Origin of the sequence: Nocardia sp. NPDC057227 (assembly GCF_042669725.1) — a bacterium.
Classification (GTDB): domain Bacteria; phylum Actinomycetota; class Actinomycetes; order Mycobacteriales; family Mycobacteriaceae; genus Nocardia; species Nocardia asteroides_A.
Genome location: NZ_JBHUXA010000014.1, coordinates 48,595 through 61,647, shown reverse-complemented (window position 1 = coordinate 61,647; position 13,053 = coordinate 48,595). Strand labels below are relative to the sequence as shown.

12 protein-coding genes are annotated in these 13,053 nt (G+C 70.5%); 8 read left to right on the top strand and 4 right to left on the bottom strand.

What is annotated here, in order from left to right; all coding sequences use genetic code 11:
- Nucleotides 1-18: 18 nt before the first annotated feature.
- Genes ACFUJ1_RS20375 through ACFUJ1_RS20365 form a run of 3 tightly spaced genes read right to left on the bottom strand, consistent with a single transcriptional unit; the run spans nucleotide 19 to nucleotide 3,151 of the window.
- Entirely contained in the window at nucleotides 19-903 is an 885-nt protein-coding gene (locus ACFUJ1_RS20375; protein ID WP_378647720.1) for an NAD(P)-dependent oxidoreductase, read from the bottom strand.
- Nucleotides 900-1,652 carry an SDR family oxidoreductase gene (locus ACFUJ1_RS20370; RefSeq protein ID WP_378647718.1) on the bottom strand — a complete coding sequence of 251 codons (753 nt, stop codon included), beginning with the start codon at nucleotides 1,650-1,652 and terminating at the stop codon, nucleotides 900-902. Before ACFUJ1_RS20370 ends, ACFUJ1_RS20375 begins: the two co-directional genes overlap by 4 nt.
- Nucleotides 1,653-1,684: 32 nt before the next feature.
- Complete coding sequence (locus tag ACFUJ1_RS20365; protein ID WP_378647716.1) at nucleotides 1,685-3,151, bottom strand: aldehyde dehydrogenase; 1,467 nt, start codon at nucleotides 3,149-3,151, stop codon at nucleotides 1,685-1,687.
- A gap of 280 nt (nucleotides 3,152-3,431) precedes the next feature.
- On the opposite strand from ACFUJ1_RS20365, the gene ACFUJ1_RS20360 reads away from it, so the two are divergent.
- Genes ACFUJ1_RS20360 through ACFUJ1_RS20325 form a run of 8 tightly spaced genes read left to right on the top strand, consistent with a single transcriptional unit; the run spans nucleotide 3,432 to nucleotide 11,552 of the window.
- Nucleotides 3,432-4,640, top strand: coding sequence for a cytochrome P450 (locus ACFUJ1_RS20360; RefSeq protein ID WP_378647714.1), 1,209 nt, complete (start codon nucleotides 3,432-3,434; stop codon nucleotides 4,638-4,640).
- Nucleotides 4,640-5,434 (top strand): SDR family oxidoreductase, encoded by a 795-nt coding sequence (locus ACFUJ1_RS20355; RefSeq protein ID WP_378647712.1) that lies wholly within the window; start codon nucleotides 4,640-4,642, stop codon nucleotides 5,432-5,434. Before ACFUJ1_RS20360 ends, ACFUJ1_RS20355 begins: the two co-directional genes overlap by 1 nt.
- Nucleotides 5,434-5,634, top strand: coding sequence for a ferredoxin (locus ACFUJ1_RS20350; RefSeq protein ID WP_378647838.1), 201 nt, complete (start codon nucleotides 5,434-5,436; stop codon nucleotides 5,632-5,634). The genes ACFUJ1_RS20355 and ACFUJ1_RS20350 overlap by 1 nt, the downstream gene beginning before the upstream one ends.
- Nucleotides 5,631-6,182, top strand: a complete 552-nt coding sequence (locus tag ACFUJ1_RS20345) for a nuclear transport factor 2 family protein (RefSeq protein ID WP_378647711.1) — start codon at nucleotides 5,631-5,633, stop codon at nucleotides 6,180-6,182. The genes ACFUJ1_RS20350 and ACFUJ1_RS20345 overlap by 4 nt, the downstream gene beginning before the upstream one ends.
- A 4-nt stretch (nucleotides 6,183-6,186) precedes the next feature.
- Complete coding sequence (locus ACFUJ1_RS20340) at nucleotides 6,187-7,434, top strand: hypothetical protein (protein WP_378647710.1); 1,248 nt, start codon at nucleotides 6,187-6,189, stop codon at nucleotides 7,432-7,434.
- A 31-nt stretch (nucleotides 7,435-7,465) separates the two neighbouring features.
- The gene (locus ACFUJ1_RS20335) at nucleotides 7,466-9,127 is read left to right on the top strand and encodes an acyl-CoA synthetase (protein ID WP_378647709.1); all 1,662 of its coding nucleotides are present in this window, start codon (nucleotides 7,466-7,468) and stop codon (nucleotides 9,125-9,127) included.
- Complete coding sequence (locus ACFUJ1_RS20330) at nucleotides 9,124-10,299, top strand: dihydrodipicolinate reductase (RefSeq protein ID WP_378647708.1); 1,176 nt, start codon at nucleotides 9,124-9,126, stop codon at nucleotides 10,297-10,299. The genes ACFUJ1_RS20335 and ACFUJ1_RS20330 overlap by 4 nt, the downstream gene beginning before the upstream one ends.
- A gap of 26 nt (nucleotides 10,300-10,325) precedes the next feature.
- Nucleotides 10,326-11,552 (top strand): cytochrome P450, encoded by a 1,227-nt coding sequence (locus ACFUJ1_RS20325; RefSeq protein WP_378647707.1) that lies wholly within the window; start codon nucleotides 10,326-10,328, stop codon nucleotides 11,550-11,552.
- A gap of 62 nt (nucleotides 11,553-11,614) precedes the next feature.
- Here ACFUJ1_RS20325 and ACFUJ1_RS20320 read toward each other — a convergent pair whose 3' ends face one another.
- Nucleotides 11,615-12,967, bottom strand: coding sequence for a cytochrome P450 (locus ACFUJ1_RS20320; RefSeq protein WP_378647706.1), 1,353 nt, complete (start codon nucleotides 12,965-12,967; stop codon nucleotides 11,615-11,617).
- Nucleotides 12,968-13,053 lie beyond the last annotated feature (86 nt).

Below are 13,053 nucleotides of genomic sequence, written 5' to 3'. Positions count from 1 at the left end.
TGCCGTTCGTCGACTCGCTCACAGCGACTCCTCCTCCGCCTTCTCGGCGAGCGGGCCGCGCCCGACGCCGAGCCCGATACCGAAATCGCGCAGCGCCTGCCTGGCCAGCGGCAACGCGACGTCCAGCCGCTCACCCAGGTCGAGTGCCAGGCTCAGATCCTTCTCACCGAGCCCGCGCACGTGCGTGAGGATCGGCAACCAGAAGTCGCCCTCCGGGATCGGCGCGGTGGTGTCGCGCAGCATGATCGACCCCGCACCGCCGGTCACGGCGTCCGAGTGCCGCACCACCTTGCCGAGCGCGGTGATGTCCAGCCCCGCCGCCTCGGCCAGCCGCTGCCCCTCGGTGGCGGCGGTGAAGGCGACGAAGTGCAGCAGGTTGCGGGCCAGCTTCATCCTGGTCCCCGCGCCCACCGGCCCCGCGTGCACCACGAGGTCGGAGAAGAGCCCGAACGGCTCCTTGACCGCAGCGAAGGCGGCGTCGCTGCCGCCGACCATGACCGCGAGCCGCCCGTCCTTTGCCCCGCCCGCGCCGCCGCTCACCGGGGCGTCGACCAGGTCGACCCCCTGCGCGGCGCACTGCTCGGCCAGCTCCTCGGCGGTCCGGTCGGCGATGGTGGAGTGCACCGCGATCACGGTGCCGGGCGCGGCGGTGCGCAGCACCCCGTTCTCGCCCGCGACCACCGCGCGCACCTGGGCGTCGTCCAGCACGGTGATCGAGACGACCCGCGCCCCGTCCGCGGCCTCGGCAGGCGTGGCCGCCGCGACCGCGCCCTTCGCCGTGAACGGCTCGAGCGCCTCGGCGCGCACGTCGCACACCGTGAGCCCGCCGGGCCAGGCGAGCAGCCGCTTCGCCATGGGCGCGCCCATGTTGCCGAGCCCGATGAAGGCGACCCGCTCGCTCATGACCGGAAGATCTGTCCGCCGTCGACGTTGACGATCTGGCCGGTCACCCAGTTCGCGTCGTCGGAGAGCAGGAACAGGCAGGCGCCGACGAGATCTTCGGGGGTGCCCATGCGCTTGAGCGGGAGCCGGTTCACCATGTCCCTGACCATGTTGCCCGGGGTGACGTTCTTGGTGGCCTCGGTGTCGATCGGGCCGGGCGCGATGGCGTTGATCCTGATGTTCGAGCCGCCCAGCTCGGTGGCGAGCTGCTGGGTCAGGCCGTTCACCCCGACCTTGGCCAGGCCGTAGAAGCCGGAGTAGAGCCAGGCCGCGGTGGAGGACTGGTTGACGATCGAGCCGCCGCCGCCCTTGGCCATGTGCTCCCAGACCGCGCGGGTGACGTTCAGTGCGCCGTCCATGTTCACGCTCATGAACTTCTTGTAGTAGTCCCACGGCACGGTGAGCAGCAGGTCCAGCTTCATGTCGCCGTAGATGGCGGCATTGTTCACCAGGTGGTTGATGGCGCCGAACTGCTCCAGCGTGAAGGCGGCCAGTGCGGCGGCGGAATCCGGGTCGGCCACGTCGACCTCGCCGAAGACGGCGGTGCCGCCGTCGGCGACGATCTTCTCCGCGACGGCCTTCCCGGCCTCGGCATTGCGGTCGGCGACGACCACCTTGGCGCCCTCGGCGGCCAGCGCCTGCGCGTAGGCGGCGCCGATGCCCTGTGCGGCACCGGTGACGATGGCGGATCGTCCTGCGAAACGGGACACGTTCTGCTCCATTCGTTTTCGGAAAAAGGGGCTCAGAGCCCGGTCGCGACGAGCTTGGCTTCCAGGTACTCCTCGAACCCGAGCACGCCCATCTCGCGGCCGATGCCGGACTGCTTGTAGCCGCCGAACGGCACGTCGCCCGAGTACCAGACGCCGCCGTTCACCGAGAGCGTGCCGCTGCGCACGGCGTCGGTGACCGTGCGGATGCGCCCGGGGTCGGAGCCCCAGATCTGCCCGGAGAGGCCGTAGGGGGAGTCGTTGGCGATGGCGATCGCGTCGTCGTCGCCGTCGTGCGGGATGACGACGAGCACCGGGCCGAAGATCTCCTCGCGGGCGACGGTGTGGCTGTTGTCCACGTCGGCGATCAGCGTCGGCTCCAGGAACCAGCCGCGTTCCTGGTACTCCGGGCGCTTGCCGCCGACCACGATCCGGCCGCCCTCGGCCTTCGCGATCTCCAGGTAGCGCTCCACCCGGGCGCGCTGCCGCTCGGAGATGAGCGGGCCGCAGACGGTGCGCGGGTCGGTCGGGTCGCCCGCCCTGATCCCGCCGAGCGTGCCCGCGGCGATCTCCACCGCCTCGGCGTACTTGGCCCGCGGCACCACCAGCCTGGTGTAGAGCGCGCAGCCCTGACCGGCGTGGATGGCTACCGCGAAAGCGGTCATGCCGACCGCGCCGCCCAGGTCGGCGTCGTCCAGGACGATGCTGGCGGACTTGCCGCCGAGCTCCAGGAAGGTCTTCTTGAGCGTGCCCGCGGCGGCGGTCATGACCGACTTCCCGGTGGCGGTGGAGCCGGTGAAGGTCACCATGTCGACCCGAGGGTCTGTGGTCAGCTTGGCACCGAGGCCGTGGTCGGACGAGGTCACGATATTGACGACGCCCGGCGGGATATCGGTCTGCTCGGCGATGATCCGGCCGACCTCGGCGGCGCACCACGGGGTGTCCGGCGCCGGCTTGAGCACGACGGTGTTGCCCGCGGCGAGCGCGGGGCCGAGCTTGGCGAAGTTGATCTGGTGCGGGAAGTTCCACGGCGTGATCGCGCCGACCACCCCGATCGCCTCGCGGCGCACCGTGCGGTGGCTGCGCATCCCCATCGGGGCGGCCTCGCCGTGGTCGGTCTCCCAGGTGTAGTTCGCGGCCAGCTCGGCCGCGAAGGTCAGGTCGTCGATCGGCGCCTCCAGCTGCGGGCCGCTGGTCAGCATGACCGGCGCGCCCGCCTCCGCGACGGTGACGGCGCGCAGCCGCTCCACGTCGTTCTTGAGCGCGTCGCGCAGCTGGGCCACGCAGCGGGCCCGGAAGGCGTGGTCGCGGGACCAGGCGGTCGAGTCGAAGGCGGTGCGGGCGGCCTGGATCGCCGCGTCCATGTCGGCGCCGTTCGCGTCGGCGGCGGCGCCGAGCACCTCCTCGGTCGCCGGGTTGACGGTGTCGAACTCGCCACCGCCGCCGCTGACGAGCTTTCCGTCGATCAACAACCGTGAGCTGTCCGTTGGCAGCAGGCTCATCGCGATCTCTCCCAAGTGTCTGGACAAGTGTTCGGAATATATTCCGATCAGCCGTGATGGCGCAAGAACACGTTCTCATTCACCTGGTCGCGGCGATTCCGCCGCGGCGCCGCCCCGAGTGTCGCATCCTCGGAGGGGTGCAGGGATGTCCGCGCAGATTCCATTGTCCTCCACAGGTGTCGGTGGTACCGTCCAGACACATGTCCAGCTGTCTGTCTGCCCGGCACGCGGTACCGCCGCGCGGCGCAGAGAACTCGTTATCGAAATCGGGGTGCTCGCGATGACCGGTTCCACCGCCCTTGATCCCCTGGCGTTCGATCCGTACGACTACGGCTTCCACGAGGATCCGTACCCGACCTACCGGCGGCTGCGCGCCGAGGCGCCGCTCTACCACAACCCGGAGATCGGGTTCTGGGCGCTGAGCCGGTACGCCGACGTCACCGCCGGGTTCCGGGACAGCACCAAGCTCTCCAGCGCCAACGGTGTCTCGCTCGACCCCGCCGCCTGGGGCCCGCACGCGCACCGCACGATGTCCTTCCTCGCCATGGACGACCCGCGGCACATGCGTATGCGCAGGCTGGTCTACAAGGGCTTCACCCCCAAGCGGGTGGCCGAGATGGAGGACCGGATCCGGGAGCTCACCCTCGAGTACCTGGAGCCCGCGCTGGCGAGCGGCCGCTTCGACTGGATCGACGAGGTCGCGGGCAAGCTGCCGATGGACGTGATCAGCGAGCTGATGGGCGTCCCGGTGAGCGACCGCGCGGAGATCCGCAGACAGGCCGACCTGGTCGTGCACCGCGCGGACGGCGTCCTCGACGTCCCGCCGGAGGCCATCGACGCCTCGCTCGGCCTGGTCGGCTACTACGCCGACATGGTGTCCGACCGCAGGAAGAACCCCACCGACGACCTGACCTCGGCGCTGCTCGACGCCGAGATCGACGGCGACGTGCTGACCGACGACGAAATCATCGGCTTCATGTTCCTCATGGTGGTCGCGGGCAACGAGACCACCACCAAGCTGCTCGGCAACGCGCTCTACTGGGGCGGCCACAACCCGGCCGAGTACGCGAAGGTCGCGGGCGACCGGGAGCACGTCAGCGACTGGGTCGAGGAGACGCTGCGCTACGACACCTCCAGCCAGATCGTGGCCCGCACCGCCACCGCCGACCTGGAGTACCACGGCGGCACGATTCCGCAGGGCTCCAAGGTGCTGCTGCTGATCGGCTCGGCGAACCGGGACTCCGAGGCGTTCGACGACGCCGACAGCTACCGGATCGACCGCACCGACTCCACCGCGCTCGCCAGCTTCGGCGCGGGCGTGCACTTCTGCCTCGGCGCGCACCTGGCGCGGCTGGAGGCCAACGTCGCGCTCGCCGAATTCGCCGAGCGGGTGCGCGAGTACCACGTTCACGAGGACGGGATCGAGCGCGTGCACTCGACCAACGTCCGCGGTTTCGCCAAGCTCCCGATCTCGGTGGAGGTGCGCTGATGCCCCGTTTCGAACCCCATCCCGAGCGCAGGCCGGTGCTGGTCGCAGGTGCCTCGTCCGGTATCGGCGCGGCCACCGCGGTGCGGCTGGCCGGGCTCGGCCACCCGGTGGCGCTCGGCGCCCGCCGGGTGGCGCAGTGCCAGGAGCTGGCCGAGAAGATCAGGGCCGACGGCGGCACCGCCACCGCGATTCGGCTCGACGTCACCGAGCAGGACTCGGTGGAGGAGTTCGTCGCCACCGCGGAGCGCGAGCACGGCCCGGCCGAGATCCTGGTCTCCGGCGCGGGCGATATCGAGTTCGGCCGGATCCAGGACATGGCGCCGGACCGGTTCCTGGCCCAGGTGCAGGTGCATCTGGTCGGCGCGCACCGGCTGGTGCACACGGTGCTGCCCGGCATGCTGCAGCGGCAGCGCGGCGACCTGGTGTTGATCTCCTCGGACTGCGCCGACATCCCGCGCCCGCACAACGGCGCCTACAACGCCGCCAAGACCGGGCTGGAGGCCTTCGGCCACCAGCTGCGGATGGAGCTGGAGGGCACCGGCATCCGCGCCTCGCTGGTGCGTCCGGGCCCGACCGTCACCGGCATGGGCATGAACGCCTCGCCCGAGTCGGTCGGCCCGCTGCTGGAGAGCTGGATGGCCTGGGGCTTCGCCAGGCACCCCTACATGCTCAAGCCGGAGCACCTGGCCGACGCCGTCGCGACCGTGGTCTCGGTGCCGCGCGGCGCGCACATGGTGCTGGTCGAGGTGCAGCCGGAAGCCCCGCTGAAGCCCCGCGACGAGGGCGGCGCGTGATGCGCGTCGAGGTCGACTTCGACCTGTGCCAGGGCCACGCCGTCTGCGCGGCCGAGGCGCCCGACGTGTTCACCGTGCCCAAGCGCGGTCAGGTCGAGATCCTCGACGCTGAACCCGCCCCCGAACACTTCGAGGACGTGCGCAATGCCGTCCGCTACTGCCCGACCCAGGCCCTTTTTGTGAAAGGCGAAGAGCTATGACCGGATTCGATCGCGCCGAGCTGGACGAGATGATCGCCCGCTGGATCGCGGAGAACGAGCGCGCCGAGGAGAAGGGCGACTGGCGCCCGCTCGCCGAGCTCTACACCACGGACGCCACCTACGGCTGGAACTACGGCCCCAAGCAGGAGTTCATGGCGGTCGGCCGGGAGGAGATCCGGGAGCTGGCGCTCGGCCAGGAGATGGAGGGGCTGGAGGGGTGGACCTACCCCTACCAGGACTTCGTGGTGGACGAGCGCTCCGGCAATGTGATCGGGCTGTGGAAGCAGGTGGCCGACGCCACCCGCCCGGACGGCGGCAAGTACACCGTGGACGGGATCGGCGGCAGCTGGTTCAAGTACGGCGGCGACTTCCAGTGGTCCTGGCAGCGCGACTTCTTCGACTTCGGCAATGTCTCCGCGCTGTTCCTCGACATGATCACCGCGAACGCGCTCTCGCCGGGGATGCTGAAGCGGATCGAGCGCTCCACCGCCAAGGAGCCGCTGCCCGGCTGGTACAAGATCGGCTCGTCGCCGGTTCCGATCTGGTAGTCCGATGACTCAGCCCGTCAGCGGATTCCAGGAATTCACCCGCGCGCAGCTCGCGGCGATCGTGCCCGAGCTGCTGCTCTGCGGCCAGCTCATCGACCGCTCCGGCATGGTGCACGTGATCGGCGCCTTCGGCCGCGAGGGGATGACCGAGGTGGCGATCGAGGAGTGGCAGCTCGCCAGCCCGATCTACACCAGGCGCATGCAGCGCGCGCTGCGCTACACCGGCGACGACGTGGTCACCATCTTCAAGGGGCTGCAGCTCGATATCGGCGCACCGCCGCAGTTCATGGACTTCCGGTTCGAGGTCACCGACCGCGACCACGGCGAGTTCTGGCTCGACCACTGCGGCGCGCTGATCGACGTCGAGCCGATGGGGGACAAGTACGTCGTCTCCATGTGCCACGACATCGAGGACCCCACCTTCGACGCCACCGCGCTCGCCACCAACCCGCACGCCCAGGTGCGGCCGATCCACCGCCCGCCGCGCAAGCCCGCGGACCGGAAACCCATGTGCGCGTGGACCGTCATCATCGACCCGGCGCACGAGCCGCCCCCGGTACCGCGCAACGCGGCGCTGGTGGCGGAGACCGTGGCCGCCGGGCTGGAGCTGGCCCCGATCGACCCGGCCGACGAGGGCGCGGCCGACTACTCCGGCCCGCTGCTCAGCGACGTCCGGTTCCCGGATTTCTCCCGCTCCGCGCTGGTCCGGATCGCCGACGAGGTCTGCCTGCAGCAGCACCTGCTGACGCTCGGCTTCCTGGTGGCGATCAACGAGCGCACCGACCTGGCGGCGGCCTCCGAGATCGCCCGCAAGACGCTGGCCGGGATCGCGGGCGTCGCCTCCGAGCGGCTGCGTGCCGCGCTCGGCGCCGGCCACGACTACGCCGGGCTGGCCACCGTGCTGCGCGCGCACCCGGTGCTGAACCCGGTGTCCTACACCGGGATCGAGATCCGGCCGCGGGAGGGCGGGCTGGCCCTGTGGTTCCCGGCGGAGTCCGGCGCGCAGACCGACGGCGCCTGGCCCGCCATGCTCGACCCCGAGCACCTCGGCCCGCTGGACGCGCTGGTCCGCGGGGTGAACCCGCGGTTCAGCTGCCGCGCCGAGAGCGCGGCGGACGGCTGGAGCGTCGAGGTCGAGCTGACCGACAAGCCGCACAGAGAGGCGCCCGAGGTGGCGGTGACCCGGTTCAGCACCGGCGCCGACTGGACCTTCACCGACCGGGGGATCCCCCTCCCGCTCACCGTGGTGTGAGCTCCGGAAACCAGTACGAGACGGAAGCGACATGGCCAACAACTTCGCCGACCTCTTCGAACACGCCGTCGACGCGATGCCGGAGCGCACCGCGCTGATCCTCGGCGACCGCAGGCTCCGCTTCCGCGACCTGGACACCAGGGCGAACCAGCTGGCGCACTACCTGGCCACGCTCGGGGTCGGCACCGGCACCCACGTCGGCTTCCAGATGCACAACAGCATCGAGACCATGGAGACGCTGATCGCCTGCTTCAAGCTCTCCGCGGTCCCGATCAACGTCAACTTCCGGTACGGCCCGGCCGAGCTGACCTACCTCTACGACAACGCCGACCTCGAGGTGCTGCTCTACCACGCCTGTTACGGCGAACAGGTGCGCGCGGCGCGCGAAGCGGTGCCGGGGCTGCGGCACGTGATCTGCGTGGACGACGACGTGGCGAGCTGGGAGTTCGGCATCGACGCGCTGCGCTACGAGACGGTCATGAAGGCGGGCGCGCCCTGGCGGCCGTTCGCCAACCGCAGCGGTGACGACCTGTTCATGATGTACACCGGCGGCACCACCGGCCTGCCCAAGGGCGTCATGTGGCGCCAGGAGGACATGTGGCGGGTGCTCGGCGGCGGCATCGACTTCTACACCAACGAGTACGTCACCGACGAGTACCAGCAGTCCCGCACCGGCGCGGCGGGCGGCCAGGCGATCTACTACATCCTGCCGCCGCTCATCCATGCCGCCGCCATGATGCCGACCTTCCTGGCGCTGTGGTGCGGGCACGCGGTGATCTTCGAGCGCCGCTTCGACCCGGAGCGGGTCTGGCGGCAGGTCGAGCGCGAGCAGCCCAATGTCATCGTGATCACCGGCGACGCCATGGCGCGGCCGCTGATCGATGCCTACCGGCAGCACCCGGTCGACGTCTCCTCGGTGATCGCCATCGCCTCCGGCGCGGCGCTGCTCTCCCAGTCCACCAAGAACGCGCTGCTCGAGCTCTTCCCCGGCGCGGTCATCTCGGACTCCATCGGCTCCTCCGAGACCGGCTTCGGCGGGATCGGCTTCGCGCAGAAGGATGAGGATCCGGCGCGCGGGCCGCGGGTGAACACCGGGCGCGGCGCGGTGATCGTGGACGACGACGGCGCCCCGGTGCCGCCCGGCGCCGAGGGGTGGCTGGCCAAGACCGGGCAGGTGCCGCTCGGCTACTACAAGGACCCGGTCAAGTCGGAGCGGCTGTTCAAGACCGTCGACGGCGAGCGCATCGTGATCACCGACGACCGGGCGCGGCGCGAGCAGGACGGCTCGATCACGCTGATCGGCCGCGGCAACATGGTGATCAACACCGGCGGCGAGAAGGTCTTCGCCGAAGAGGTGGAGAGCGTGGTCAAGGCGCATCCCGCGGTCTTCGACGCCACCGTGGTCGCGCTGCCGCACGAGCGCTGGGGGAACACGGTCGCCGCGGTGGTCGCGCTCACCGACGGCGCCGAGCTCGACTTCACCGAGTTCTGCGCGCACACCAGGCAGCACCTGGCCGGGTACAAGATCCCGCGCTCGCTGTGGATCACCGACAGCGTGCTGCGGGCGCCGAGCGGCAAGCCCGACTACGGCTGGGCGCGCGACCACGTCGCCGAGCGGGAGCCGGACCACCGGGTGCCGGAGGCGGCGGTGTCGAGCGGCGCCGCGCTCGCCGAGGGCGGGGCCCCGGCGTGATCCGGGTGATCCAGTGGGCCACCGGCGGCGTCGGCCGGGCCGCGATCGAGACCATCCTCGACCACCCCGAACTGGAACTCGCGGGCGCCTGGGTGCACAGCGCGGAGAAGGACGGCACCGACCTCGGCACCCTGGTCGGCCGCGACCCGATCGGGGTCACGGCCAGCACCGATGCGGCGGCGCTGCTCGCCACCGACGCCGACTGCGTGCTCTACAGCCCGCTCATGGCCGACGGCAAGACGCTGCGCGCGATCCTGGCCTCCGGCAAGAACGTGGTCACCCCGCTCGGCTGGTTCTACCCCGACGCGAAGCAGCGCGAGCGCTACGACGCGCTCTGCCGCGAGCACGGCGTCACCCTGCACGGCACCGGCATCCACCCCGGCGGCATCACCGAGAAGATCCCGCTCGCGCTCACCGCGCTCTCCGGCTCGGTGACGTCGGTGCGCGCGGAAGAGTTCTCCGACATCCGCACCTACGCCGCCCCCGACGTGGTCAGGTACTGGATGAAGTTCGGCGGCACGCCGGAGGAGGCGACCTCGTCCGGCACCGCCGACGCGCTCGGCTCCGGCTACCGCCAGTCGGTCCGGCTGATCGCCGACGCCCTCGGTTTCGACCTGGACCCCGAGCTCCGGGTCACGCACGAGGCCGCGGTCGCGACCGCGCCCATCGACTCCCCGATCGGGGTGATCGAGCCCGGCCGGGTCGCCGCGCAACGCCTGCGCTGGCAGGGCACCGTCGCCGGCGAGCCGGTGATCACCGCCGCGGTGAACTGGTTCATGGGCGAGGCCGCGCTCGACCCGCCGTGGGAGTTCGGCGCCGCGGGCGAGCGCTACGAGATCGAGATCGCCGGCGACCCGGGCTCGTTCACGACGATCGCGGGCATGCACGCCCACGCGCAGGACGAGCGCGCGTCGACGAACGCGGACACGGCAGCCGCTGCCCGGGAGCGCACGCCCGGATCCAGCGACGGCACGCCCGCACCGGGCGCCTCCCGCGCCGTGGAACGGCACCCAGGCATCGTCGCCACCGCCGCGCACTGCGTGAACAGCATCCCGTACGTCGTCGCCGCCGACCCCGGCGTGCGCACGTACCTCGACCTGCCGCTCACGGCGGGCCGAGCCGCCCCGCACCTGCATCGCGCACACCGGAGCGACCGATCCCCGGCCCGGTGAGCTTTCCGTATCCCCAGGAGGTAGAGATGTCCGCACCCTCGTTGCCCACCGGCTTCGACTTCACCGATCCCGCGCTGTGGGAAAGCCGCCGCCCGGTCGAGGAGTTCGCGACGCTGCGGCGCACCGCGCCGGTGTGGTGGAACGCGCAGACCGACGAGAACTCGGGCGGCTTCTTCGACGGCGGCTACTGGGTGGTCAGCAAGCTGGCCGACATCAAGGAGATCTCGCGCCACCCCGAGCTGTACTCCTCGCAGCGCAAGGGCTCGATCATCCGGCTCCCCGGCGACATCACCATCGACCAGATGGAGCTGACCAGCGCGCTGCTGGTGAACATGGACCCGCCCAAGCACTCCAAGATCCGCCGGATCATCTCCAAGGGCTTCACCCCGCGCGCGGTGGAGAGCCTGCGCGCGGCGCTGGCCGAGCGCGCCGACCGGATCGTGCACGCCGCCAAGAAGAGCGGCGGCGGCGACTTCGTCGAGCAGGTCGCGGTTGAGTTGCCGCTGCAGGCCATCGCCGAGCTGCTCGGCGTGCCGCAGGAGGACCGCAGGAAGGTCTTCGACTGGTCCAACGCCATGCTCAACTACGACGACCCGGAGTACGGCGACCCGACCGTCGCCTCCGCCGAGATCCTCGGCTACGCCTGGAACATGGCCGAGCAGCGCCGCGCCAGCCCCGCGCACGACATCGTCTCCGAGCTGATCCAGGCCGATATCGACGGCGAGGGGCTGGCCTCGGACGAGTTCGGCTTCTTCGTCATCCTGCTCGCCGTCGCTGGCAACGAGACCACCCGCAACGCCATCACGCACGGCATGAAGGCCTTCGTCGACCACCCGGAGCAGTGGGAGCGGTACAAGGCCGAGCGGCCCAAGACCGCGCCGGACGAGATCGTCCGCTGGGCCACCCCGGTCACCGTCTTCCAGCGCACCGCCACCAAGGACTTGGAGCTGGGTGGGCAGCAGATCAGGGAGGGCGAGCGGATCGGGCTCTTCTACGGCTCGGCCAATTTCGACGAGGACGGCTTCGACCAGCCCTTCGCCTTCGACATCGGCCGCGACCCCAACCCGCACGTCGGCTTCGGCGGCACCGGAACGCACTACTGCGTCGGCGCCAATCTGGCCCGGCTGGAGATCGATCTGATGTTCAATGCGATCGCGGACGTCATGCCGCACGTACGCGAGGTGAGCGAGCCGGTGCGGCTGCGCAACGGCTGGATCAACGGCATCAAGAGCTGGCAGGTCGCCTTCGAGTGAACTCGAACCGGAACGAGACGGGGCCCGCCACGCGTCACGCGCGCGGCGGGCCCCGCCTGTTCTCAGCGCTGCCGACGCCGGTAGCGCACCCGGCACGGCTGGGCCAGCTGCACCACCATCTTGCTGTGGTCGTTGCGGTAGCTCTCCGAGGGCTGCGTCATCTCGAACTCCCAGTCCCGCAGCAGCACCGAGAAGATCGCCTTGAGCTGCATGAGCGCGAACGCCGCTCCCACGCAGCGGTGCCTGCCCGCGCCGAACGGGATCCAGGTCCAGCGATTGACCAGGTCTTCCTGGTTCGGGTCGATGTAGCGGCCGGGGTCGAAGGAGTCCGGGTTCGGGAAGTCCTCCGGCAGCCGGTTCGAGATGGCAGGGGAGGCCGCCACCAGGTCGCCCTCGGTGATCTCGGTGCCGCAGACCTCGAAGGCGTCGCGCGCGACCCGCATCAGGATGATCAGCGGCGGGTGCAGCCGCAGCGTCTCCTTGAGCACCGCCTCCAGGTTCGGGATCTGGCGCAGCGCGTTGAAGCTCACCGCCGACCCGTCGGCATACAGCTCGTCCAGCTCCTTCACCACGCCGGAGAGCACCTCCGGGTGCCGGAGCAGCTCGATCACCGACCAGGCCGCTGTCCCCGAGGTGGTGTGGTGCCCGGCGAACATCATCGAGATGAAGATGCCGGTGATCACGCTGGCGTCGAAGCGCGGGGTGCCGTCGTCGTCCGGGACCGAGATCAGCACGTCGAGCAGGTCCCGGTCCTCCTTGCCCGCCGCCGGGTTCGCCCGCCGCTGATCCATGATCCCCTGCACCAGCTCGACCAGCGCGGCGCGCGACTCGTCGCGGATGCGGAAGCTCTCGATCGGCAGGTACGGGTCGACGTAGGCGAGCGCGTCGGTGCCGCGCTCCAGCTCGTGGTAGAGCTTGGCGAACCGGATATCCAGCTCCTCGCGGAACTTGGTGCCGATCAGACAGGCCGACGAGGTGTAGATGGTCAGCTCGGCGAAGAACTCGAGCAGGTCGATCTCGCCCTCGTCGCCCCAGTTCGCCAGCATCCGCTCGACCTCGCGCTCGATGGTCGCGGCGTGGCCCTTCATCTGGTCGGCGCGCAGCGCGGAGTTGTGCAGCATCTCCTTGCGCCGCTCCGGGCTGGCGTCGAAGACCACGCCCTCGCCGAAGATCGGCTTCATGAACGGGTAGGCCGCGGCCTGGTCCAGGTCCTCGTCGGCGGAGCGGAAGAAGAACTCGTTGGCCTCCGCGCCGGTGAGCAGCAGCACCTTCTTGTCCGCCAGCTGGAACGAGCCGACGTCGCCGCACTCCTCGCGGATGCGCTTCATCAGGGCGATCGGGTCGGTGCGGAACTCCTCGAGATGGCCGTGCTCGTGCTCGCCACCGGAGACCCGTCGCGGTTTCACCGGACTCATCGGAAATCCTTCCCCAGGTTGCTGTCCAGGCATATGATGGACACCTGTCTGGACAGTACTACGGCCTTCCCGGCCAAGCAAGGAAG

Coding starts and splice junctions, on each gene's coding strand:
- ACFUJ1_RS20360 (WP_378647714.1), top strand. CDS start 3,432: ATGACCGGTTCCACCGCCCTTGATCCCCTGGCGTTCGATCCGTACGAC.
- ACFUJ1_RS20325 (WP_378647707.1), top strand. CDS start 10,326: ATGTCCGCACCCTCGTTGCCCACCGGCTTCGACTTCACCGATCCCGCG.
- ACFUJ1_RS20365 (WP_378647716.1), bottom strand. CDS start 3,151: ATGAGCCTGCTGCCAACGGACAGCTCACGGTTGTTGATCGACGGAAAG.
- ACFUJ1_RS20355 (WP_378647712.1), top strand. CDS start 4,640: ATGCCCCGTTTCGAACCCCATCCCGAGCGCAGGCCGGTGCTGGTCGCA.
- ACFUJ1_RS20345 (WP_378647711.1), top strand. CDS start 5,631: ATGACCGGATTCGATCGCGCCGAGCTGGACGAGATGATCGCCCGCTGG.
- ACFUJ1_RS20350 (WP_378647838.1), top strand. CDS start 5,434: ATGCGCGTCGAGGTCGACTTCGACCTGTGCCAGGGCCACGCCGTCTGC.
- ACFUJ1_RS20340 (WP_378647710.1), top strand. CDS start 6,187: ATGACTCAGCCCGTCAGCGGATTCCAGGAATTCACCCGCGCGCAGCTC.
- ACFUJ1_RS20335 (WP_378647709.1), top strand. CDS start 7,466: ATGGCCAACAACTTCGCCGACCTCTTCGAACACGCCGTCGACGCGATG.
- ACFUJ1_RS20375 (WP_378647720.1), bottom strand. CDS start 903: ATGAGCGAGCGGGTCGCCTTCATCGGGCTCGGCAACATGGGCGCGCCC.
- ACFUJ1_RS20320 (WP_378647706.1), bottom strand. CDS start 12,967: ATGAGTCCGGTGAAACCGCGACGGGTCTCCGGTGGCGAGCACGAGCAC.